Here is a 21,458-nt window from a genome sequence, read left to right as displayed (position 1 = left end):
GGTGCCATGGGGATGGTTGCTGGCCAAGGGGGAATTTCGTGACACGTGCGGAGTGGTTACGGGTGCCGGTCGGGCTCGACGCGCCCCAGTGGGTGACGCGGCGCGACCTGTTGAACGTGCTGGTGGTCGTGCACACGGTCACCAGCGGGCAGAGGTTGCTGGAGGTGGTGGAACTGGTGGAGCGGGATGCCAGGGTGCAGGTGGTCTTCACGCAGGCACCGGACGTGTTCAGCAACGGTGTCGACGACTTCCTGCGCAGCACCGGCGGGCTTGTGCTGCCGTGGGAGCAGGTGGTCCGCGAACGGTTCGACCTCGCCGTCGCCGCCGGATACGGAGGGCTCCCGCAGCTGCACGCGCCGCTGCTCGTTGTGGCGCACGGTGCGGGCTTCGGCAAGACACACTCGGGTACGTCCGCCGTCTACGGCTTGGACGCCCAGCGGCTGCTCCACAACGGCAGGGTTCTGGCCGACGCCATCGTGCTGTCGCACGAGAACCAGGTGGAGGTGCTTCGCGACCAGTGCCCGCCGGCCGTCGGCGCCGCTGTCGTTGCGGGCGATCCAGGTTACGACCGGATGGTCGCCAGTCTGCCGCAGCGCGACCGCTACCGGGTGGACCTCGGCGTCCGGGCGGAGCAGCACCTCGTCATGGTCAGCTCGACCTGGGGAGGGCAGTCCCTGTTCGGGCGGTCTCCTGACCTGTTTCCCCGCTTGGTGGAGGAACTGCCGTCGCGGTACCGCATCGCCGCGCTCATGCACCCGGCCGTGTGGTTCGGTCACGCGCCACGCCAGATCAGGTCCTGGCTCGCCGACTGCGTGGACGCCGGGCTCGTCGTGATCGGCCCGGACGTCGACTGGCGGGCCGCTGTCGTGGCCGCCGACGTCGTCATCGGCGACCACGGTTCGGTCGCCGTGTACGCCTCGGCGATCGGGACGCCGGTCGTCTTGGTCGATCCGGGACTCCAGTCCGTGACCGCGAGTGGATCGCCGCAGGACTTCCTGCGGCGCGACGCCGTGATCTACGACCACGAGTCGTCGCTGCTCACCATGTTCGGCGAGGCGCGGGTGCGGTCGGAGCGGCTGCGGTACGGGGTCGTGGAAAGGTTGACGTCGCAGCCGGGCCGCTCGACCGCACTGATCAGAGAGGCCATGTACCGGCTCTTGGGCGTTCCGGTGCCGGGCAGGCACCGCGCGCCGACGCCGGTGACGGCCACCCCTGAGGAGTACCGGTGATGACGGCGGTGGCCGGAGACGGCCGGGCTCTGGACTTGTCCCTCGACGAACCGCTGTCGGACTGCCTGACGTGGGACGAGCTCGTCGAGTCGGTGACGATCTCGCTGCACACGTGGTGCACCTCCGGCCTCAACCTGAACTTGCTCGTCCGCAACGGTTTGCCGGTGTGGTGCGTGCGACACCGCTGCGCCGCGGCGGAAACGCCGTGCGGTCGGTTACGAGTCGTCGCCGACCCATGAACGCAGGCGGTCGGACACGGTCCTCGCCCTGGAGGAGCCGAGGGAGGTGAGCAGGTGGACCGCCTGTCGCAGGTGGTCCACCGCCCCGGCGTGGTCACCACGGTGCCGCGCGACTTCCGCGATCACCTCGTGTGCGTGGGCGAGCCCGTCGTGCGAACCGACGTGGCGCATCATCGCCAGCGCCTCTTCGGCGACTTCACCCGCGCGCACGAAGTCCTGCCCGCGGCAGTGCACCGACGCCTGTGCCACGAGCGCACGCGCGCCGTTGTACGGGTCGGGCTCGGACAGCTGGTCGAAGATGGCCTTGGCCTCGTACAGGTGCTTGAGCGCCTCGGCGTTGCGATCGACGCGGCTCAGCGCCGTACCGAGGTGGATCAAGCTCAGCGCGAGGCTCCGGTCCGCGTTCAACGTGCGGTTGAGCTCCACCAGTTCCGTGAACTCCGCGACTGCTTCGGCCACTCGGCCGGTGTCCGCGTAGAGCAACGCCAATCCCTCGCGCGCATCGGCAACGCCCCGCCGGTCGTCACTGGCAGCCGCCAGCTCCGCCGAAGCGCGCAGGTGCTCCTCCGCCTCGTCGTGCCTGCCGAGCGTCGTGCAGACGCGGCCGAGCCGCTTCAGCATGTCCGCCTCGGCGAACGCGTTCCCCCACCGGCGAGCCGCCTCCACACCGCGCAGGTCGATCTCGACCCTGTCGTGGTAGTGCTTGCGGTGCAACAAGAGCGGCCACATGACGTCCGAAAGGTGCCAGGCGAGGTCCGGCCACTCCCTGGCCAGGCTCGCCTGCCCCGCGGTGATGAGGTTCGCGCGTTCCAGATCCAGCCAGGAGAGAGCTTCTTCGCGATCCGCGAAACGGGGCTGCTCGGTCGGGTCGGTGCGAAAGGCGTAGTCGAGCCGGCGCCGGTGCGGCGTCACGACCTCATCGGCGGCCATCGCACCCGCCAGGTACCACTCGAGCATGTGCCGCAGCGCGGAGTCCCTGGTCTCCTGGTCATCCTGCTTGTCGGCCTGTTGCCTGGCGTGGAGCTTCAACAGGTCGTGGAACCGGTAGCGGTCCTCTGCGACCTCTTCAAGCAGGCTGCTGTCGACCAGTTCCTCGATGAGGTGGCGGGCCTCGGCAAGTCCCTCACCGAGCAAAGACGCCGCGACGGCCGGGCAGAACGTCTGGCCGGGGTGCAACGCGAGCCGGCGGTAGACGACGGCGGTCTGCTCGCCCAGGGCGCGGTAGGACAGGTCGAACGTCGTCTGCACGGAGAGCTCCTGTGACGGTGACAGCACGGCCAGCCGCAGTTGTTCATCGGCCAGTTCGGAGACGACGCGCCCCACCGGCCACTTCGGCCGCGCGACGAGGCGTGCCGCTGCTACCCGCACCGCGATCGGCAGACCGCCACACAGGTCGACCAACGCCTCCGCGCGGTCCTGTTCCTCAGCGATCCGGTTGCCGCCCAACGTCTTCGCCAGCAACGTCACCGCCGACGACGCCGCCAGCGGGCGGATGTCCAGCAACCGGCCTCCGTCGACGACCAGGTCGGTCAGGCGGGTGCGGCTCGTCACCACGACGGCGCTGGACGACGAGTTCGGCAGCAGTGGGCGCACCTGCGTCGCGGCGAGAGCGTTGTCCAGAACCACCAGGAGCGACTGGCCCGCCGTGAGCGAGCGGTACAGCGCTGCCTGCTCGGCGAGTTCGGCGGGGACGCGTTGCGGTGCGACACCGAGGCTGCGCAGGAACAACCCGAGTGCCTCTTCCGAGCGCATCGGAGCTTCGCCGCTGAACCCACCGAGGTCCACGTAGATCTGCCCGTCGGGGAACCGGTCGTGCACCCGGTGCGCCCACTGGAGCGCGAGCGCGGTCTTGCCGATGCCGCCCGGTCCAGCGAGCACCGCGAGCATCCGCTGACCCGGCACCAGCATCGAGTCGAGCTCAGCCAGGTCTGACGCGCGGTCGGTGAAGTGGGCCGGTGCCGGGAGCAGCTGCTGCGGGACGGGCACCGCAGAGTCCGAGTGGATGTGGATGTCGCCGTGCACAGCACCCGCCTGCACCGAGGCACCATGAACCGAACCCGACACGTCGTTGTGCACGCCCGCGCCCATTGCACCCCCGCTGTGCACTCGCCTCTGTGCAACAAGACGACCGTACGGCGTTTTGCACCCAAAGCTGTGCAAAATCACCCGGCATGACCAACAGCACACCGGATTCCTGCACCGTTGGTCCACGTCCAAGCCGCCGCAGGTGCCCGGTAGTGGTGTTACTCGGCCGATTGAGCGAACGGGCGCCCGGTGGTGCACTCCGACCAACATCGACTCGCCGAAGCCTCGTCCACGACCGACAACGGGATCGAGGGCGTGATAGCGGTGGGCGCCGCCAGATCCGAACAGGTGTGGCTTGCCGTGCAACGTGAGTGGAGGGCCGACAAGCCCGATCAGGCTGCTCCTGCCCGCTACATCCCGACAACCGGCGAGTAGGCCTTCGCCGCCTGTCCGCTCGACACCCGACAGGCCGGAGCGTGGACCGGTCTGTCGGGAGGTGGCGGCGCTCGACGACCACACGTTGCCAGCGCTGGACCGGGACAACCAGCGCGGCGACGCGGCGCAGGTGAAGAAGGTCGACCGGGCGGACATCGGCCGCTTGACGCCGGTCACCGCGGGCGCTTCGAAACCGGTGGTGTCCAAGACGTTGGTCGAGGACCTGTTGCCGGCGCTTCAAGTTGACGGCGCCGTGGCGTACGACAGCCGAAGGAACTGGCCGTCGTCGGGTCGTGGCCGCTGCGGCGGCTGGTAGGAGTGGTGGTCGACAACGACGGCGTGGACGACGCTCCCGGGCTGTCGACGTGCTAACGAACATGCTGCTGTCCCACCTGCCCTACGAGGAATGCGAGCCCGTGGAGCCCATGGTGCGGATCCCGTACCAGCACTGACACCCGACCGAGTGCACCTGCGCGCACACGTCGCGCCGTAGCGGCAACAAACTGGACTGCGTGGACATCAGGAAACGCGTGGATGCGCACGGTTGCTGGGCTGGTCGTTGGTGGCCACTGCTGCTGCGGCAGGTACACGGGCCGTGGTCGGTCTCAAAACCGTGGACGAGACCGACCTTGCCGTGCGTGCGAAGGACGGTGCGGACATCACCGCCGCGTTGCACGCCGGGTTGACCTACGGCTACTCGGCTTCACCGTGCTGACGGCGCTCGCCGCGGTGCCGTTGCTGCTCAGCGGCGCGGGGCGGCCGTTCGCGACGGCGGTCTGCTACGCGCTGGGCTGCCGTTGCCGGTGTTCGGCGTCGGGGCGCTCGCGCCGGTGACCTGGATCAGAACGCTGACATGGGTGGCGTGCGGAGCGATCCTGGTGCTGGTGTGCTTCGTGATGTTGACTTCAGGGCCCGTGCAACCGCAACCGGTCAGTACGGCGGCAGCTCGACGCGGACCGAGGCGCCACGGCCGTTGGGCACGAACCGGACCGATCCGCCGTGCACGGCGACGATGTCCGCCACGATCGCGAGTCCCAGGCCGGAACCGGGCAGGCGCCGGGCGTCGGGCGCGCGCCAGAACCGTTCGAACGCGACGGACCGGTGCTCCACGGGCAGGCCGGGGCCCTCGTCGGTGACCGTGAGCCAGCCCGGCCGCGACCGCACGGTGATCATGGACCCGGCCGGTGCGAACTTCACCGCGTTGTCCAGCAGGTTCAGCACGCTGCGCTCCAGCGCGGCCGCGTCGCCGAGCACCGACCACTCCGCGCGTTCGACGTCGAAGACGTGCTCGTGGGCCCGGCTGCGGGCGCGCCGGACCGCCCGGTCGACGACGCCGGAGACCTCGACCGGTTCGCGCGCCAGCTCGCGTTCGTCGCGGGCGAGCACCACCAGCTCGTTGACCAGGTCGCCGAACTCGCGGCTCTGCGCCTGCACCCGGTCCAGCACCTCAGCGCGGCCGGGCAGCTCGCGGCCGGTGCGCTCGGCGCGGACCAGCAGGTCGATGTTGGTGCGCAGGCTCGTCAACGGCGTGCGCAGCTCGTGCGCGGCGTCGTTGACCAGGTCGCGCTGGCGGCGGCGGGACTCGGCGAGCGCCGTGGTCATCGCGGTGAACGCCCGGCCCAGGCGGCCCACCTCGTCCTGGCCGGAGACGGTGACCGGCGTGGTCAGGTCCTCGGTGCGGGCTATGTGCTCGGCCGTCTCCGTGAGGCGTTCCATCGGTGCGAGCGCGCGCCTCGTGAGCCACAGACCGCCTGCGGCGACCAGCAACGCACCGAGTACGGCGACGCTCGCAAGCACACCGGCCAGGGTGGTGAGGGTGCTGTCGATCTCGGCGAGGCTCCGGCTGAGCACCAGGACGGTGCCGTTGTCCAGCGGTTGCAGCAGCACCCGCGCCGCCGTGCCGGACCGGGTCACGCCGTCGCGGAACGTCGTGGACAGCGCCTGGAGGTCGGCGGCGGTCGTGACGACCGGGTCGACGCCGGGCGGTGCGCAGCTCGTGCCGTCCGGGCGGAGCTCCTGGATGCCCTGGAGCACCTGCTGCAACCCCTCGCCCGGTACGCCCTCGTCGCAGCGCAGCTTGAAGAACCGGACCTCGCCCGGCCGCTGCGGGAGCCGCACCGGTGGCGGCAGGCTCGCCACCAGCGACTTGTCGAGCTCGGAGCGCAGGTTGTGCTCGGTGACCACCCACGTGACGACGCTGATGCCCGCTATCGCGACCGCGACCACGCACGCGGTGATGACCGCGAGCTGGCTCCGCAGCAGCACCGGGCCCCTCACAGCGACTCGCGCAGGATGAAACCCAGGCCGCGCACGGTGTGCAGCAGCCGCGACCGGCCACCGGCCTCCGTCTTGCGGCGCAGGTAGCCGATGTACACGTCGAGGTTGTTGGTGCCCTGGTCGTGGCCCCACACCGCGTGCTTGAGGTGCTGCTTGGTGAGCAGCCGCCCCGGATCGGCGAGGAACACCGCGAGCAGGTCGAACTCGGTCGGCGTCAGGTCGAGCCGGGTGCCGCCGCGGCAGACCGCGCGTTCGACCGGGTCCATCCGCAGGTCGGCGAACTGCAGCAGCGACGGCTCCGCGCGGTGGCGGTTCTGCTTGAGCAACGCACGCACGCGGGCCAGCAGCTCCTCCAGCGCGAACGGCTTGACGAGGTAGTCGTCGGCACCGGCGTCCAACCCGGTCACCTTGTCCCCCAACGCGTCACGTGCGGTCAGCATCAGCACCGGCAGCCGCTCGCCGGCCGCGCGCAACCGGCGGCACGCCTCCGAGCCGTCGACGTTCGGCATCATCAGGTCGAGGATCGCCAGGTCGATCCCGCTCAGCCGGCGCAGCGCCTCCGCCCCGTCCGCGGCCGTGGTGACGTCGTAGCCCTCGAACTCCAGGCTGCGCCGCAGGCTGTCCCGCACGTCCGGGTCGTCGTCCACCACCAGCAGTCGCATGGCGGTGACGGTAGGGCCGCGACCTGTGAGCCCGCTGTGTGAGCACGCGGGCTCTCACGAACCTCTCAGCAGAAGCCAAGGACGTTCTCACGACCGCACCAGAACCCTGGAACGGGAACGACGCAACGTGTCCACAGTGGAACGGAGAGCAGATGGCGGTCAGCGGGGCGCCAGCCGCGGTGCGGCGCCGTGACGACAGGACCACGACGACCGTGGACATCATGATCCCCGTCCACAACGAGGAACGCGCGCTGCCGGGGTGCGTCGAGGTGCTGCACGGGTTCCTGCGCGAGCAGTTCCCGTTCGACTGGTCGATCGTGGTCGTCGACAACGCGAGCACCGACGCGACCCTGGCCACGGCGCACGACCTGGCCGCGCGGTTCGACCGGGTGCGCGTGCACCACCTCGACCGCAAGGGCCGGGGACGCGCGCTGAAGGAGGCGTGGGGAGCGAGTGAGGCGGCCGTCGTCGTCTACATGGACGTCGACCTGTCCACCGGTCTCGACGGGCTGCTGCCGCTGGTCGCGCCGCTGGTCAACGGCCACTCCGACCTCGCGATCGGCTCACGGCTGGCACCGGGTTCGCGCACCGTGCGCGGGCCGCGGCGCGAGATCGTGTCGCGCGGCTACAACGCGTTGGTGCGGCTCACGCACGGCGCCCGGTTCAGCGACGCCCAGTGCGGGTTCAAGGCGGCACGGCTGGAGGTGGTCCGGCCGTTGCTCGAACGGGCCGGCGACGACGCGTGGTTCTTCGACACCGAGCTGCTGCTCCTGGCCGAGCACAACGGTTTGCGGGTGCACGAGGTGCCGGTGGACTGGGTCGAGGACGTGGACAGCCGGGTCGACGTGCTCGGCACCGCGCTCGACGACGTGAAGGGGCTCATCCGGGTGGCGAGGGCCAAGGCCAACGGCACCGCGCGCGTGCCGGACCTGCCGCGGCGCCCGGAGCCGCGGGCGATCCACCCCGACGCGGTGCTCAGCCGCAGCGAGGGCGGGCTGTCCTGGCAGGTGCTGTCGTTCGCGGTGATCGGCGTGGTCTCCACGCTCGCGAACCTGGCGCTGTACGGCGTCTTCCGCACGTGGTGGCCGGTGCTGACGGCGAACCTGCTGGCGCTCGTGATCACCACCCTGGTCAACACGGAGGCCAACCGGCGCTTCACGTTCACCGCCCGCAACACCGCCCGCGGCCGGACGCACCTGCAGGGCCTCGTGGTGTTCGGCCTGTACTACGCGTTCACGTCGGCCGCGCTGCTCGTGCTGCACGCGGCCACCCCCGACCCGTCCCGGCTGCTGGAGCTGGCGGTGCTGCTCGGCTCGTCGGCGCTCGGCACGGCGGGACGCTTCTTCCTGCTGCGGAGCTGGGTGTTCCGCCGGGACGACCGAAAGGAACCAGCATGACCGCCACTGCCGAGGTGGCCGCACCCGCCGCCACGCCCGCGGACCCCCGTCCGGCGCGCTGGCCTGCTTGGGCGCTCGCGGCGATCTGCGCGGCCGCCGGTGCGCTGTACGCGTGGCGGATCGGCGCGGGCCAGGTGGGCAACTCCTACTACGCGGCCGCAGCCAAGTCGATGTCGACGTCGTTCACGAACTTCCTGTTCGGCTCGTTCGACCCGGCCGGCGTGGTGACCGTCGACAAGCCGCCGATGGCGCTGTGGCCGCAGGCGGTCTCCGTGTGGCTCTTCGGGTTCCACGGCTGGGCGGTGCTGCTGCCGCAGGTCGTCGAGGGCGTCGCGGCGGTGTTCCTGCTGCACCGGACGGTCCGGCGGTGGGCGGGCGAGCACGTGGCGCTGCTCGCGGCGTTGATCTTCGCGCTGACGCCGATCACCGTGGCGATCAACCGCGACAACAACCCGGACACGCTGCTGGTGCTGACGCTCGTCGCGGCGGCCTACGCGCTCACGCGGTCGGTGCAGGCCGGCGAGAGCCGGGTGCGAACGACGTGGTTGCTGTGGTGCGCCTTCTTCATCGGCTGCGGGTTCCTGACGAAGATGCTGCAGGCGTGGATCGTGGTGCCGGGCTTCGCGCTGGCGTACCTGGTGGCGACGGGCTCACCGCTGAAGCGGCGGGTCGCCGACCTCCTGGGCGCCGGGGTGGTGCTGGTCGTGTCGTCGTTCTGGTGGGTGGCGCTGCACGCGTTCTGGCCGGGGTCCAAGCCGTACATCGGCGGGTCCACCGACGGCGGCGCGTGGGACCTGATCATCGGCTACAACGGCCTGGGCCGGGTGTTCGGCGGCTCCGGCAACCGCGGTGGCGGTGGCGGTGGCGAGCGGATGATCGGGACGCCGCCGGCGGCGGTGGAGGTCGCCGGTCCCGATGGCGGCGCGATGTTCGGCGGTCAGGCGGGCGTCACCCGCATGTTCGACAACGCGGTCGGCGGGCAGATCTCGTGGCTGCTGCCGTTGAGCCTGCTCGTGCTGGTCGCGGTCGCCGCCGGCGGGGTGCTGCGGCGGCGGCGCGAGGTGCCGGGTGACGCGGCCGAGCGCGCGGGCTGGTTCCTGTGGGGCAGCTGGCTGCTCGTGACGATGGCGGTGTTCAGCTTCGCGCAGGGCATCTTCCACCCGTACTACACGACGATGCTGGCACCGGCCGTCGCCGCGATCAGCGCCGCGGGGCTGGTGATGTTCTGGCGGGCCAGGAGCGTCGTGCGGTTCCTGCTGCCGGTCTCGGTCGTGCTCACGGCGGCCTGGGCGTTCGTGGTGGTCTCGCGGGACACGTCGTGGCACGGGTGGGCGCGCTGGGCGGTCGTCGGGGTGGCCGCGGTGGCGGTCGTCGTGCTGCTGGCAGGACTGCGCCGGGCCGGGCTGGTCGCGGCGGTGGTGGCGGTGCTGCTGGTGCCGGCCGTGTGGTCCACCGCGACGGCGGCGACCGCGACGGACAACGGGGTGATGCCCGCGGCCGGACCGGCTGACGGTGGTGGGCAGTTCTTCCGCGACGGGCCGGTGCCAGGTGGGCAGGCTCCCGGCCAGCTGCCGGGTGGGCAGACGCCTGGCCAGATGCCGCCGAACGGGACCCGGCAGGCGCCTGACGGTCGTGCTGACCGCGGCCAGCAGATGCGCGGCCCCGGCCCCGGCAGTCGTGAGCTCACCGAGGAACAGCGCAAGATCCTGGCCTATGCCAAGGAGAACAGCAGTGGCGCCGCGATCACCCTGGCCGTCGCGGGCTCGGCGCAGGCGGCGGCGCCGTTCATCATGGGCTCCGACGAGGTGGTGATCGGCATGGGCGGGTTCTCCGGTTCGGACGACGCGCCGTCGGTCGACCAGCTCCAGGCCTGGGTGAGCGGGGGCAGGCTGAAGTTCGTGCTCGGCAACGGGGGCGGCATGGGCATGCGCGGTCCCGGCGGCACGGACAACGGCCGCCAGGAGTGGATCACGCAGCACTGCTCCGCCGTCGATCCGTCGCTCTACGGCGGCAGCTCCGCGCAGACGTTGCTGGAGTGCAAGGCGTAGCCCGTCCCTTCGTCCGGTTCGTCCCGCTCGGCCTCGCCGGGGCCCGCCTCCGCGAGGCCGAGCGCGTGCCGGATCTGCTCCTGGCTGGCACCGAACATGAAGCACATGCCCGCGACGCTAGGGGGCGGCGCGGGCCGTCGGCTTCTCGATTCCTGCCCGGTTCGTCCCGGCTCGGGGCAACTCCGGTGGAACGGCCGGCGAAATTTGCACGCGCACCGTGCGCGGAGGGCACCGGCGTGGTGGGCTGTGCGTCCTGCCGGACGGGAGACACGGCCGGCCGGGAGACAAGGGGGTGCCGCCGTGACCGATCGTGGCGACCGCATCGTGAGCGTGCTCGAAGAGGCGTTCACCGACCTGATGACGGCCGACCCGGCCGCGTTCCGGCACAAGTTCCGCAAGATGGCGGCGGAACCGTTCGCGTTCTACCGCGGCAGCGCCTGCCTGTTCTACGCGGACATGGCGGAGCTGCCGGACGAGTGGGCCGACGACCGCACCGGCCGCATCTGGATCCAGGGCGACCTGCACGCGCAGAACTTCGGCACCTACATGGACTCCGAGGGCACGCTCGTCTTCGACGTCAACGACTTCGACGAGGCCTACCTCGGCTCGTTCACGTGGGACCTGCGCCGCTTCGCCGCCTCCATGGCGTTGCTCGGCTGGCGCAAGGCGTTGCCCGACAGCGCGATCACCGAGCTGATCGGCACCTACGTGGCCGCCTACGTGACGCAGGTCCGCACGTTCGCCGAGAAACCCGGCGACGAGCTGTTCAGCCTCGGCCTCGACAGCACGGAGGGCGCCCTGCACCGCGTCCTGCAGCGCGCCCGCCTCGCCACCCGCATCGACCTGCTGCGCGAGAAGACCACGATCCGCGACTACGAGCGGACGTTCCGCCGTGACCGCGAAGGCACCCACGAACTGTCCGACGAGGTCCGCGCCGCCGTCGAACAGGCCTACGCCGCCTACCTCGACACGATCCCGCAGGGCAAACGCGCCAGCAGCCGCACCTACACCGTGAAGGACGTGGTGGGCCGCAGCGGTTTCGGCATCGGCTCCGCCGGCCTGCACGCCTACAACATCCTCGTCGAGGGCCGCACCCAGGCGCTGGAGAACGACGTGGTGCTGTCGATGAAGCAGGCCAACGTCGCCGCCCCGAGCCGCATCGTCCCCGACGACCGCATCCGCGCGTACTTCACCGACCACGGCCACCGCACCGCCGTCTCCCAACGCGCACTGCAGGCCCACGCCGACCCGTGGCTCGGCCACACCGAGATCGACGGCGTCGGCTACGTCGTCGCCGAGCTCTCCCCGTACGAGGCCGACCTCGACTGGTCCGACCTCACCGAGCCCGCCGACATGCTGCCCGTCCTCGACTACCTCGGCCGCGCCACCGCCAAGATGCACTGCGTCGCCGACGAGGACTCCGAGCAGACCCTGGTGGACTTCCAGTGCGAGGAGGCCATCGCCGAGGTCATCGGGTCGCGCGAGCGCGAGCTCACCGAGTCGATCGTGACGTTCGCGCTGGACTACGCGCAGCAGACCCGGGAGGACCACCGGCTGTTCGTGGACGCGTTCCGGGACGGCCGGATCAAGGGAGTCGGCTCGACCGCCTGACCCGTCCCGTGCGGAGCCGACAGGTCCGGCGGGAATGTCCTGGCCGGACCGGCGCTTGTACCCGGTCGTGAAGCTCGTCTACGTCTTCGACGCCTACTGCGGCTGGTCGCACGCCTTCTCCGGCACGCTGCGCGCCCTCACCGAACGCCACCCCGACCTGCCGGTGGAGGTCGTCTCCGGTGGGCTGTTCACCGGGTCGCGGCGCGTGCCGATCCGCGAGTTCGGGTTCATCAAGGACGCGAACGTGGAGGTCACCGCACGTACGGGCGCGCGGTTCGGCGACGCGTTCAACCGGCTGCTCGACGAGGGCGAGTTCGTGATGGACTCCGAGGGTGCCGCCCGCGGGGTGGCCGCGGTGCGCGAAGCCGCGCCGGAGCGGGCCGCTGAGCTGGCCATCGCGGTGCAGCAGGCGTTCTTCCACGACGGCAGGAGCCTGTCCGACCCGGAGACGTTCCGCGGGATCGCCACCGACTTCGGGCTCGACGGCGACGCGGTGGTCGCGGCGTTCCACAGCGCACAGCCGGAGGCGGACTTCGTGCGCGCGGCGCGGTTCGGCGTCAGCGGCTACCCGACGCTGATCGCGCTCGACGGGACGAACGGGTACGCGCTCGCCCGCGGGCACGCGACGGCCGAGGAGGTCGAGGAACGGCTCGCGGCCATCCGCTGAGCAGGGTGCCAGATGTTGTGCCTTCGACGCCCCGAGGTTCGCGCGGCGGTTCAGCTCACGTGCACGTGGTGGCGCCCGGCCCAGGCCCCCACGACCGGCAGCACGTCGGTCATCCACTCGCGTGCCGCGGCCGTCAGCTCGTACCTCGCCGCCCGGCGGATCACGAAACCGTTGTCCTGCAGGCGTTCCAACGTCCGGTGCACGGTCGGCCCCGCCGTGGCGACGAGCTCCTCGAACGCCTTCGGACCCTCTGACAGCTCCACGAGCACGTGCGGCAGCAGGTCGCTGCCCATCAGCTCCTGCAACGCGAGCAGGTGGTGCAGCGCCGCGGTGTCCGTGCGGCGTTCCGCGAACGAGCCGGGGTCGTGCACCTGGACGCGCGCCCGGCCGCCGCGCTTGGCGAGCTGCAGTGCGGCGTCGGCCTCGCGGACCAGGTCGACCACCGTGGCACCGGGGTCGGGGACGTGCGCGCCGACGCCGATCGAGGCGGTCTGGCCGGTCAGCGTGAGGCCGTAGCCGTCGTTCGTGGTGATGTCGGTCCGCAACGCCCTGATGCCGCGCAGGATCCGCTCGGCGACCACGGCGGCCTCGCCCGGTGTGGTGCGCGGCAGCAGGACCAGGAACTCGTCGCCGCCGTACCGGCAGACCAGGTCCGCGGAGCGGGTGTGCGTCGTCAGCACGCCCGCCACGTCGCTCAGCACCACGTCTCCGGCCGGGTGGCCGTAGTCGTCGTTGATCTTCTTGAACCGGTCGAGGTCGATCATGAGCAGCGCGACCTGCTCCCAGCGGCGCTGCGCCCTGCGGTACAACGCGGGCGCCTGGTCGTCCCAGCCCCAGCGGCCGAGCAGGCCGGTGAGGCGGTCCGTGGCCCAGGCACCGAGCGGCTGAGCGCAGGAACCGCACCGCGAGGGAGCGCTCTCGTCGTGCAGGACAAGGGAACGAGCAGCACCGTCGTTCACAGTCAGCCCCATCCGCGCCGTCGTCATCAGTCCCCCCAGACGTCAGCCCTGACTGGCCTCAGCTGCCACGTTCAACTGAAGTGACGTCGTTCGGATCAAACGCGACACAGCAGTGGAAGCGGCGGACTGTGAGCATAGGGCTACGCACTGCTGGATTCAACCCTTGTGATGCCATATGCTCGCGAGGTTCCACAGCAGTGGAATGATTGCCGGCCGTAGGGTCGCTCCAGCGGAGGTGTGGCGTGAGGCCGTTCGCCGAGGTCCTCAACGAGCTGTGCAACAACCCGCCCAACCACCCCGGCAAGATGACCAACGTGGCGCTCGCGGCGGCGGTCAGGGAACGCGGCGGGGACATCGGGCACGGCTACATCTCGCAGCTGCGGCTCGGCGTCAAGGACAACCCGACCTGCCAGGCCGTCGTCGACCTCGCCGGCGCGCTCGGCGTGCACCCCGCCGTGTTCCTGGGCGGACGGCGCGAGCTCTACCGCGGTGAACGCCCCGGCTGGCGCGCCACCGCGCTGAGCACGCTGTTCGAGGCGGTGCACCCGCCCGACCGCGGCCCGTGGTCGCCGGAGGAGGTCGCGGCGTCGATCAGCAGCGCCGGCCACTACGGCAGCATCTCCGCGAGCTACATCCGCGAGCTGCTCAGCCAGGCCAGCGCGAACCCGCGGCTCAAGCACATCCTCGGGCTCGCCGACCACTTCGGCGCCGATCCCGCGTACTTCTTCGACGACGACGTCGCGGCGAAGGTCGACTCGGAGCTGACCGACTTCCTGGCGTTGCGCGAGCTCGGCGTGGTCGAGTTCGTCACCCGCCTGGCCGAGCGGACGGGTGAACTCTCCCCGCAGGCCAGAGCCGCTGCGGTAGAAGGGTTCCGGCAGGCGCTGGAGGTCGGCGAGGGCTGGACGTTCCCGATGAAGGGCCGCCGCACCCCGCCCGAGAACGCGTGAAGATCGCAATCTGGACCGCTGCTGCCGAGGACGAGAGGAGGCGCCGGGTGAACCGCAGGAAGCTGCGCGAGCTCGTCGACGAGGTCACCCGCGACCTCGACCTGCCGCCTGACGCGACGCACCGGGACGCGAGCCGCCGGGTCTGCGAGCTCATGGGCGAACGGCTCGGGAGCCCGGTCGAGGTGCGCTTCGCGCAGATCACCGGGACGACGTGCCTGAGCGGCGCGACGGCGTTGCTGGAGAACGGCACGTACCTCGTGCTCTGCGCCGACTCGCCGTCGTGGTACCACCGCCTGCACGTGCTGCTGCACGAGTTCGCGCACGCGTTGCTGCGGCACGAGCCGGTGGCGCTGACCAAGGCCGAGGGCATGCGCAAGCTCGCCCCGAACCTGCTGCCGCGGATGGCGCAGATCATCGCCGGGCGCACCACGCTCACCGAGGACGAGGAGCGCCAGGCCGAGAACCTCGCCGACCACCTGCTGGAGCGCCTGACCGAGCACCACGTGTGGGCGGACACGGCGGGCACCGACACCGCTCCGCACGTGCGGCGGATCGCCGAGTCGCTCGAGGGGCGATCCCGCTGGGTGCGTCGTGGCGATCTTTGACCTGGCCTACCTCTCCAGCGGTCTGACCGGTCTGCTCCTGCTCGCCTACAAGATCCGGGCGCTGCGCTCGAACTGGGGCAGCCCCAGGGTCGTCGCGCTGATCTCGACGGTGTCGTTCTCCGCGTTCGCCGTGTTCTTCGCCGCGCCCGCGAACATCACCTGGATCAACTGGGTGTCGGGCGTGCCGAACTTCGCGGCGCTGCTGGTGTACTCGCTCGTGGTCGGGTTCTCCGGCTCGTCGTTCGCGTTGGTGCTGTACTGGCGTTGCCCACCGGTCCAGGCGTGGCAACGGGTCCGGCTGATCCTCATCGGCTACGGCACGATCATCGCGGCGATGGTGGTGCTGTTCTTCAAGTCCGAGGTCGGCGACGAGCGCCAGGTCGACTTCGACACGTTCTACGCCACGCAGCCGACGGTGGCGGTGTTCCTGTTCATCTACTTCGTGGCCACGGCGGTCGGCTGCGGCGGGCAGGCCTACCACTGCTGGCAGGGTGCGCGTGACGAGGCGATCTCGGCGCGGCCGTGGCTCGCGCGGGGGCTGCGCTGGTACGCGCTCACCGGTCTGGGGCCGGTGGCGTTCGCTGTGGTCAAGCTGTTCGTGCTGCTGATGAACTGGGCCGGTGAGCGCAGCTTCGATGTGCTGAGCACGGCCGCACCGCTGGTGGCGGCGCTCAGCATCGTCCCGCTGGTGATCGCGATGGCGTTGCCGGTGTTCGGGCCGCGCCGCCCGTCGCCGCGGCTGTGGCTGCGCCGGTGGCGGACGTACTTCCTGCTGCGGCCGCTGCACCGGTCGCTGGCGCACGTGAACCCGCACATCGTGCTGGTCGCGCCGGGCAAGTTCCTGAACCCGCACCACCGGGTGCGCAGGCAGATCATCGAGCTGAACGACTGGCGCTGGGCGCTGACGCCGTACTACGACCTGTCCGTGGGCGAGTCGGCCACCACCCTGGCCCGCGCGGCCGAGCTGCCCGCCGACGAGCTGGCCGCCGTGGTCGAGGCCGCCCAGCTGCGCGCCGCCGGCACCACCGAGGCCCGTCGCAGGCCACCTCAGCGCCGTCCCGCCGCCGAGATCGTCGACGGGACGGACCTCTCGACCGAACACGACCGGTGGGTGCGCATCTCGCGCGCGTTCCAGCACTCGCCCATCGTCGACGCCGCGGTGGCCGACGCCGCCCGCGTGCACGCAGCAGGGGGAAACGACTAGATGGCACCGACACACGCCGTGGTCCTCGGCGGAGGACTCGCCGGGATGCTCGCCGCGACCGTCCTCGTCAAGCACTACGACGAGGTCACCGTGGTCGAGCGGGACCAGCTGCCGGACGGCCCCGAGCCGCGCACCGGCGTGCCGCAGGCCCGGCACGCACACCTGCTGATGTCCGGTGGTGCCCGCGCGATCGAGGAGCTGCTGCCCGGCACGCTGGACGAGCTCCTCGCCGCCGGCGCGCACCGCATCGGCGTGCCCAACGCGCTGGTGTCGCTGAGCGCGCAGGGCTGGGTGCCGCGGTTCCCGGAGATGCAGTACATCGTCTCGTGCAGCCGCAGCCTGCTCGACTGGGTCGTGCGCAGCCAGGCGTTGCGGGACAACAAGATCTCGGTGCTGACCGGCACGGAACCGGTGTCGTTGCTGGGTGACGGCGACGCCGTGACCGGGGTGCTGGTGGAGGACCGCGTCTCCCGCGAGCGCGTCTCGCTGGAGGCGAACCTCGTCCTCGACGCCACCGGCCGCGCCTCGAAGCTCGCGCGGTGGCTCGCGGACTTCGGGCTGCCCGAGGTGCCGCAGGAGACGGTCGACTCCGGTCTCGCCTACGCCACGCGCGTGTTCCGCGCCCCCGCCTCGGCCGCGACGGACTTCCCGATCGTCAACGTGCAGGCCAACCCGCGCGACCCGCACCCCGGTTGCACGGCGACACTGCTGCCGATCGAGGGCGGGCGCTGGCTCGTGACGCTCTCCGGCACCCGCGGCGGCGAGCCCACCACCGACGAGTCGCGGTTCGTCGACTTCGCCCGCTCGGTCCGCAACCCGGTCGTCGGCGACCTCATCGCCGACGCCGAGCCGCTGACCCCGGTCTACGGCGCCCACGGCACCGCGAACCGCCGCCTGTTCTTCGAACGCCTGAAGTCCTGGCCCACGGGCGTGCTCGCGCTCGGCGACTCGGTCGCCACCTACAACCCGGTGTACGGCCACGGCATGTCGATCGCCGCGCAGAGCGCGCTGGCCCTCGACGCGGGCCTGCGCTCCGGTGCCACCGCGCAGCAGGTGCAGCGCGCCATCGCGAAGGTCGTCGACGGCGCCTGGGCCATGGCCACCAACCAGGACATCCTCTACCCCGACGCGATCGGCAAGCCGCTGCCGCTGGCGGGCCGCGTCCTGCAGCGCTACGTCGACCGCCTGGTCCGCACCGCGACCTCCGAACCGGCGGTGACCCGCGCGTTCATCGACGCGTTCACCCTCTCCGGCCCGATGACGAACCTGATGAGCCCCAGGGTGTTCCTGGCGACCCTCCGCGGCCCGCGCACCGCTGCCCCCGCCCCGACGCTGACCGCGGAGGAACGCGCCCGCGTCACCGGCTCGGCGTGAAGTCCAGGCTCTGCACGTACTCCATCGCCCTGCTGAACTCCGGGTCGCGCATCCTGGCGTCCAGCTCGTCCGGGGCCGGTTCGGCGACCCGCTGGTGCACCCACCACAGGTTGCCGAACGGGTCGGCGAACCTGCTCACCCGGTCGCCCCAGAACAGCTCGGTCGGCTCGGTGAGCACCCGCGCGCCGTTCTCCACCGCCCGCAGGAGAACGGCCGCGTCGTCGGCGACGTACAACCGCAGGAACCCCGGTGTGGCCGGCCAGTCCGGATGGTCGAACATCATCACCACCGAGTCCCCGATCCGCACCTCGGCGTGGCCGATCGCCCCGGTCTGCCCGACGCGCCCCAGCTCCACCGCCCCGAACACCTCGACGACGAACTCGATCAGCTCCACCGTGCGGCCGCGCGTGATCAGCCACGGCGTGACGGTGTGGTAGCCCTCCGGCACAACGTTCATGGCCCGACCGTATGGCCGATGTAGGACGACATCGGTCCTACTTCTGGCCTAGGTTTCCGGCATGAGCGACGCCGCCCGGCTCCTGCGCCTGTTGTCCCTGCTGCAAACCCCGCGCGAGTGGCCGGGCAGCGAGCTCGCCACCCGCCTCGGCGTCACCGGCCGCACGATCCGCCGCGACGTCGACCGCCTGCGCGACCTCGGCTACCCGGTGGAGGCGACCCTCGGCACCCTCGGCGGCTACCGCCTGGTCGCCGGCCAGGCCATGCCCCCGCTGCTCCTCGACGACGAGGAGGCCGTCGCCATCACCCTGGGCCTGCACACCGCGGCCCGCCAGCCCGTGTCCGGCATCGCCGACGCCTCCCTGCGCGCCCTCGCGAAACTGCGCCAGGTCCTGCCCCCGCGCCTGGCCCGCCGCGTGGCGACCCTGACCGCCACGACCTCGTCCTCGCCGGTTGCCGCGACCGCACTGGTCGACCCCGCCCAGCTGACCGTGGTCGCCGCCGCCGCACACGCCTGCGAACGCCTGCGCTTCTCCTACGTCTCCACCGAGGGCGTGACTTCGAAACGCCACGTGGAACCCACCCGCCTCGTCGCACTCGGCCGCCGCTGGTACCTGCTCGCCCACGACCTCGACCGCGCCGACTGGCGCGTCTTCCGCCTGGACCGGATCACGTCGGCCCTCGCGACCGGCGCCCGTTCCACCCCGCGCACCGCACCCGGCGGCGACGCCGTGGAGTACGTGGCACAACGGATGTACGACTCGGTGCCGGTGCACCGGGCTTCCGCGACGCTGCGGTTGCCGGTGGAGGTGGCGCGGGCCCGCCTCGGTGACGCCGCCGGGGAGCTGCGGGCGCTCGACGCGGCGTCGTGCCGGTGGGAGAGCGGGGAGGACACCGTCGAGTACCTGGCGTTCCGGTTGACGTTGCTGGACTGCGACTTCACGGTGCACGGACCGGGGGCGCTGGTCGACCACCTGCGCAGGGTGGCGGCCCGCATCACCCACTCGATAGGCGCCGGTTCAAGGACAGAAACATGACAAACGATCTGAACCGCACCTGGATCGTTAACCTGCGACCCACGGCAACTGTCCGCAGACCCCCCAAGGCACAGCGGAAGAACGGTGACTCCCGTGCCCTTAGACATCCACCCGAAGGTGTTCCTGGCGTACGCCCACAAGGACCGCCAGCACGCCGACGCCCTGCAAGCCGGCCTGGAAGCCCGCAACGTCACCACCTCCCTCACCGAGCTGACCGACGCACCGGTGCCCGACGCGATCGCGTCGTCGGACTACTACGTCCTGCTGTGGTCGTCCCACACGCCGTCGCGCGAGTGGGCCACGGACACCTGGATCGCCGACTTCGCGGCGGAGCTGACCCGCCGCCGCGCGTTCCTGTTCATCGTGCGCGTGGACGAGGAACCGCTGCCGTTGCTGACGCCGCGCAAGCACGTGGACCTGGTGGACGCGGTCGAGCGGCTGGTCACGGCGTGGCGGTCGGACCGCAAGTCGGCGTTGCCGGTGTTCCCGCAGCCGCGGCCACCGGTCGCGGACGGGCCCACGGTCGCGGTGTCGGTGCGCAGCCACGACCTCGGCATCACGCACGTGGTGATGGCGCCGCTGCACCTGACCGGCGAGGCCCTGCACGGGGCCGTGCACACCGCCTTGCGGCTGCCGGAGGAGCAGGTCAGCTTCGACGGCACGGTCGCGATCCGGTTCTCCTACCAGCTGTTGCACCAGGACAGCCCGATCGCGCGGGATGAGTCCACAGTGGACCTGACAGCGGTCGACCTCGGCATCAGGGTCGAGTGGCTGGGCCCCGAGGACGCGCTCGACGTCGACCAGCAACGGCTGCTGCTCATCGCCGCGTTCCGCCATTTGCTCCCGTAGCGGTTCACCCGTTCCGGGGTCACACACGCGTGCATGCAACCCGGTAGGTTGACCGTCATGTCCGAGCCGTTCTCGTGGGTGCCCGCAGGAATCAACACCGACGTGCCCAGCGCGGCGCGCGTCTACGACTTCCTGCTGGGAGGTGGCCACAACTTCGCCTCCGACCGCGTGGTCGGCGAGAAGGTCCTCGGCGTGCTGCGCGACGGCCGGGCCATCGCCGCGTCGAACCGGTCGTTCATGCGCCGGGCCGTGCTGATGATGATGCAGCAGGGCATCACGCAGTTCCTGGACCTGGGCTCGGGCATCCCGACGGTCGGCAACGTGCACGAGATCGTGCAGCAGGAGAACCCGGACGCGCGCGTCGTCTACGTCGACTACGACGAGGTCGCCGTCTCGCACAGCCAGCTGATCCTGGAGGGCAACCCGAACGCCGGCGTCGTGCAGGCCGACATGTGCTCCCCGCGGGACGTGCTGTCCGACCCGGTCGTGGAGGACCTCATCGACCTGTCCCGGCCCGTCGGCCTGCTGATGGTGGCCGTGCTGCACTTCGTGCCCGACGAGAAGGGTCCCGCCGACGTCGTCGCGCGTTATCGCGACGCCATGCCGCAGGGCAGCCTCATCGCTTTATCGCACCTCACGGCCGACTTCAAGCCGCAGGAGATGGGGTCCGTCGTCGAGGCCATGCAGCACAGCCGCGACCCCATGTACTTCCGCTCGCGCGACGAGTTCCTCCCCATGTTCGAGGGCATGGAGGTCCTGGAACCGGGCGTCGTCGCGGCACCGCACTGGCACCCCGAGCTCGGCCCCGCCGGAGAAGGCGGCCCCGAGGACGTCTACGTGGGACTCGCCCGCAAGCGCTGAGCACCACCACGGGAGAATGGCCTCCGTGGAGCCGCTCGAGACCGCGCCGGGTGTGCGGGCACGGATGAGCAAGCAGAAGTCCCGCGACACGCAGATCGAGATCGAGCTGCGCAGGGCGCTGTTCGCCGCGGGCCTGCGCTACCGCGTGCACCGCCGGCCCCTGAAGAGCGTGCGCAGGGAGGCCGACATCGTCTTCACCGGCGCGAAGGTCGCGGTCTTCGTCGACGGGTGCTTCTGGCACGGCTGCCCCGAGCACGCCACGTGGCCCAGGAACAACGCCGAGTTCTGGCGGACGAAGATCGAGACCAACCGCCGCCGTGACCTCGACACGGACGCGAAGCTCACCGATGCCGGCTGGCTGGCGGTGCGCGTGTGGGAACATGAGGACGCCGCAGCCGCGGCCGCCCGCGTGCACGAGGTGGTGCTGAGCAGGCGACCGCGCTGATCGAGCCGGGCGCTTTTCCCTCCTCCAAGACCTGGTTGTCGTGGCGTGATCTGCCGAAGCGGTATGGGGGGGCGGGCGGGTCGTGCGGCGGGCAGACCGAATCAGATGATCATGCTGTCGGCCGGTCC

General features: G+C 71.2%; 21 protein-coding genes. 15 read left to right on the top strand and 6 right to left on the bottom strand.

The annotated features are described in order from the left end of the window. Positions 1-38 precede the first annotated feature (38 nt). On the top strand, positions 39-1,229 hold the full coding sequence (locus ACZ7CH_RS26275) for a hypothetical protein (protein WP_470375162.1): 1,191 nt from the start codon (positions 39-41) through the stop codon (positions 1,227-1,229). After that, positions 1,229-1,468, top strand: a complete 240-nt coding sequence (locus ACZ7CH_RS26270; RefSeq protein WP_470375161.1) for a hypothetical protein — start codon at positions 1,229-1,231, stop codon at positions 1,466-1,468. Before ACZ7CH_RS26275 ends, ACZ7CH_RS26270 begins: the two co-directional genes overlap by 1 nt. On the opposite strand, the gene ACZ7CH_RS26265 is transcribed toward ACZ7CH_RS26270, so the two are convergent. Beyond that, positions 1,445-3,505, bottom strand: coding sequence for a tetratricopeptide repeat protein (locus ACZ7CH_RS26265; RefSeq protein WP_470375160.1), 2,061 nt, complete (start codon positions 3,503-3,505; stop codon positions 1,445-1,447). The genes ACZ7CH_RS26270 and ACZ7CH_RS26265 overlap by 24 nt on opposite strands. Before the next feature lie 484 nt (positions 3,506-3,989). Here ACZ7CH_RS26265 and ACZ7CH_RS26260 point away from each other — a divergent pair, with 484 nt between their 5' ends. After that, entirely contained in the window at positions 3,990-4,244 is a 255-nt protein-coding gene (locus tag ACZ7CH_RS26260) for a hypothetical protein (RefSeq protein ID WP_470375159.1), read from the top strand. A 614-nt stretch (positions 4,245-4,858) separates the two neighbouring features. Here the strand turns inward: ACZ7CH_RS26260 and ACZ7CH_RS26255 are convergent. Next, positions 4,859-6,193: a sensor histidine kinase gene (locus ACZ7CH_RS26255; RefSeq protein WP_470375158.1), complete on the bottom strand. Its 1,335-nt coding sequence runs from the start codon at positions 6,191-6,193 to the stop codon at positions 4,859-4,861. Positions 6,194-6,201: 8 nt separating this feature from the next. Further along, positions 6,202-6,867, bottom strand: a complete 666-nt coding sequence (locus tag ACZ7CH_RS26250; protein ID WP_360395461.1) for a response regulator transcription factor — start codon at positions 6,865-6,867, stop codon at positions 6,202-6,204. A gap of 152 nt (positions 6,868-7,019) precedes the next feature. Between ACZ7CH_RS26250 and ACZ7CH_RS26245 the strand changes: the two genes are divergently transcribed. Together ACZ7CH_RS26245 and ACZ7CH_RS26240 are read left to right on the top strand one after the other, a co-directional pair. After that, on the top strand, positions 7,020-8,264 hold the full coding sequence (locus ACZ7CH_RS26245; protein ID WP_360395459.1) for a glycosyltransferase: 1,245 nt from the start codon (positions 7,020-7,022) through the stop codon (positions 8,262-8,264). Beyond that, a complete protein-coding gene (locus ACZ7CH_RS26240) occupies positions 8,261-10,312 on the top strand; it encodes an ArnT family glycosyltransferase (RefSeq protein ID WP_470375157.1) in 2,052 nt (683 codons plus the stop codon). The genes ACZ7CH_RS26245 and ACZ7CH_RS26240 overlap by 4 nt, the downstream gene beginning before the upstream one ends. Here ACZ7CH_RS26240 and ACZ7CH_RS26235 read toward each other — a convergent pair. Then, positions 10,267-10,419 (bottom strand): hypothetical protein, encoded by a 153-nt coding sequence (locus ACZ7CH_RS26235; protein WP_458430464.1) that lies wholly within the window; start codon positions 10,417-10,419, stop codon positions 10,267-10,269. The genes ACZ7CH_RS26240 and ACZ7CH_RS26235 overlap by 46 nt on opposite strands. 250 nt (positions 10,420-10,669) lie before the next feature. On the opposite strand from ACZ7CH_RS26235, the gene ACZ7CH_RS26230 reads away from it, so the two are divergent. Both ACZ7CH_RS26230 and ACZ7CH_RS26225 read left to right on the top strand, forming a co-directional pair. After that, positions 10,670-11,923 carry a DUF2252 domain-containing protein gene (locus tag ACZ7CH_RS26230; RefSeq protein ID WP_470375192.1) on the top strand — a complete coding sequence of 418 codons (1,254 nt, stop codon included), beginning with the start codon at positions 10,670-10,672 and terminating at the stop codon, positions 11,921-11,923. Positions 11,924-11,957: 34 nt separating this feature from the next. After that, complete coding sequence (locus ACZ7CH_RS26225) at positions 11,958-12,590, top strand: DsbA family protein (protein ID WP_458430463.1); 633 nt, start codon at positions 11,958-11,960, stop codon at positions 12,588-12,590. Positions 12,591-12,640: 50 nt separating this feature from the next. Here ACZ7CH_RS26225 and ACZ7CH_RS26220 read toward each other — a convergent pair whose 3' ends face one another. Continuing rightward, positions 12,641-13,561, bottom strand: coding sequence for a GGDEF domain-containing protein (locus ACZ7CH_RS26220; protein ID WP_470375156.1), 921 nt, complete (start codon positions 13,559-13,561; stop codon positions 12,641-12,643). A gap of 230 nt (positions 13,562-13,791) precedes the next feature. Here ACZ7CH_RS26220 and ACZ7CH_RS26215 point away from each other — a divergent pair, with 230 nt between their 5' ends. From ACZ7CH_RS26215 to ACZ7CH_RS26200, 4 genes are read left to right on the top strand one after another with little or no spacing between them, the layout of a single operon-like run. After that, positions 13,792-14,499 (top strand): hypothetical protein, encoded by a 708-nt coding sequence (locus tag ACZ7CH_RS26215; protein ID WP_458430462.1) that lies wholly within the window; start codon positions 13,792-13,794, stop codon positions 14,497-14,499. A gap of 47 nt (positions 14,500-14,546) precedes the next feature. Beyond that, entirely contained in the window at positions 14,547-15,104 is a 558-nt protein-coding gene (locus ACZ7CH_RS26210) for a hypothetical protein (protein ID WP_360395444.1), read from the top strand. Further along, a complete protein-coding gene (locus tag ACZ7CH_RS26205; protein WP_360395443.1) occupies positions 15,091-16,308 on the top strand; it encodes an MAB_1171c family putative transporter in 1,218 nt (405 codons plus the stop codon). Before ACZ7CH_RS26210 ends, ACZ7CH_RS26205 begins: the two co-directional genes overlap by 14 nt. Continuing rightward, positions 16,309-17,682, top strand: coding sequence for an NAD(P)/FAD-dependent oxidoreductase (locus ACZ7CH_RS26200; RefSeq protein ID WP_470375155.1), 1,374 nt, complete (start codon positions 16,309-16,311; stop codon positions 17,680-17,682). On the opposite strand, the gene ACZ7CH_RS26195 is transcribed toward ACZ7CH_RS26200, so the two are convergent. Then, entirely contained in the window at positions 17,666-18,139 is a 474-nt protein-coding gene (locus tag ACZ7CH_RS26195) for a VOC family protein (protein ID WP_470375154.1), read from the bottom strand. The two genes, ACZ7CH_RS26200 and ACZ7CH_RS26195, sit on opposite strands and share 17 nt — an antisense overlap. Positions 18,140-18,200: 61 nt before the next feature. Between ACZ7CH_RS26195 and ACZ7CH_RS26190 the strand changes: the two genes are divergently transcribed. The 4 genes from ACZ7CH_RS26190 to ACZ7CH_RS26175 all read left to right on the top strand — a co-directional run bounded on the left by ACZ7CH_RS26190 (position 18,201) and on the right by ACZ7CH_RS26175 (position 21,330). After that, entirely contained in the window at positions 18,201-19,175 is a 975-nt protein-coding gene (locus ACZ7CH_RS26190; RefSeq protein WP_470375153.1) for a helix-turn-helix transcriptional regulator, read from the top strand. 93 nt (positions 19,176-19,268) lie between these two features. After that, positions 19,269-20,024: a toll/interleukin-1 receptor domain-containing protein gene (locus ACZ7CH_RS26185; protein WP_360395437.1), complete on the top strand. Its 756-nt coding sequence runs from the start codon at positions 19,269-19,271 to the stop codon at positions 20,022-20,024. A 57-nt stretch (positions 20,025-20,081) separates the two neighbouring features. Next, positions 20,082-20,885, top strand: a complete 804-nt coding sequence (locus ACZ7CH_RS26180; protein WP_360395436.1) for an SAM-dependent methyltransferase — start codon at positions 20,082-20,084, stop codon at positions 20,883-20,885. A 16-nt stretch (positions 20,886-20,901) separates the two neighbouring features. Beyond that, positions 20,902-21,330 (top strand): very short patch repair endonuclease, encoded by a 429-nt coding sequence (locus tag ACZ7CH_RS26175; RefSeq protein ID WP_360395434.1) that lies wholly within the window; start codon positions 20,902-20,904, stop codon positions 21,328-21,330. The last annotated feature ends 128 nt before the right edge of the window (positions 21,331-21,458 follow it).

The sequence above is a fragment of the Lentzea sp. NPDC037011 genome, from assembly GCF_055607425.1.
This window is presented reverse-complemented; position numbering and strand designations above follow the sequence as displayed.

Coding starts and splice junctions, on each gene's coding strand:
- ACZ7CH_RS26270 (WP_470375161.1), top strand. CDS start 1,229: ATGACGGCGGTGGCCGGAGACGGCCGGGCTCTGGACTTGTCCCTCGAC.
- ACZ7CH_RS26250 (WP_360395461.1), bottom strand. CDS start 6,867: ATGCGACTGCTGGTGGTGGACGACGACCCGGACGTGCGGGACAGCCTG.
- ACZ7CH_RS26245 (WP_360395459.1), top strand. CDS start 7,020: ATGGCGGTCAGCGGGGCGCCAGCCGCGGTGCGGCGCCGTGACGACAGG.
- ACZ7CH_RS26240 (WP_470375157.1), top strand. CDS start 8,261: ATGACCGCCACTGCCGAGGTGGCCGCACCCGCCGCCACGCCCGCGGAC.
- ACZ7CH_RS26235 (WP_458430464.1), bottom strand. CDS start 10,419: ATGTGCTTCATGTTCGGTGCCAGCCAGGAGCAGATCCGGCACGCGCTC.
- ACZ7CH_RS26230 (WP_470375192.1), top strand. CDS start 10,670: ATGACGGCCGACCCGGCCGCGTTCCGGCACAAGTTCCGCAAGATGGCG.
- ACZ7CH_RS26225 (WP_458430463.1), top strand. CDS start 11,958: ATGTCCTGGCCGGACCGGCGCTTGTACCCGGTCGTGAAGCTCGTCTAC.
- ACZ7CH_RS26220 (WP_470375156.1), bottom strand. CDS start 13,561: ATGGGGCTGACTGTGAACGACGGTGCTGCTCGTTCCCTTGTCCTGCAC.
- ACZ7CH_RS26200 (WP_470375155.1), top strand. CDS start 16,309: ATGGCACCGACACACGCCGTGGTCCTCGGCGGAGGACTCGCCGGGATG.
- ACZ7CH_RS26195 (WP_470375154.1), bottom strand. CDS start 18,139: ATGAACGTTGTGCCGGAGGGCTACCACACCGTCACGCCGTGGCTGATC.
- ACZ7CH_RS26190 (WP_470375153.1), top strand. CDS start 18,201: ATGAGCGACGCCGCCCGGCTCCTGCGCCTGTTGTCCCTGCTGCAAACC.
- ACZ7CH_RS26180 (WP_360395436.1), top strand. CDS start 20,082: ATGTCCGAGCCGTTCTCGTGGGTGCCCGCAGGAATCAACACCGACGTG.
- ACZ7CH_RS26175 (WP_360395434.1), top strand. CDS start 20,902: ATGGCCTCCGTGGAGCCGCTCGAGACCGCGCCGGGTGTGCGGGCACGG.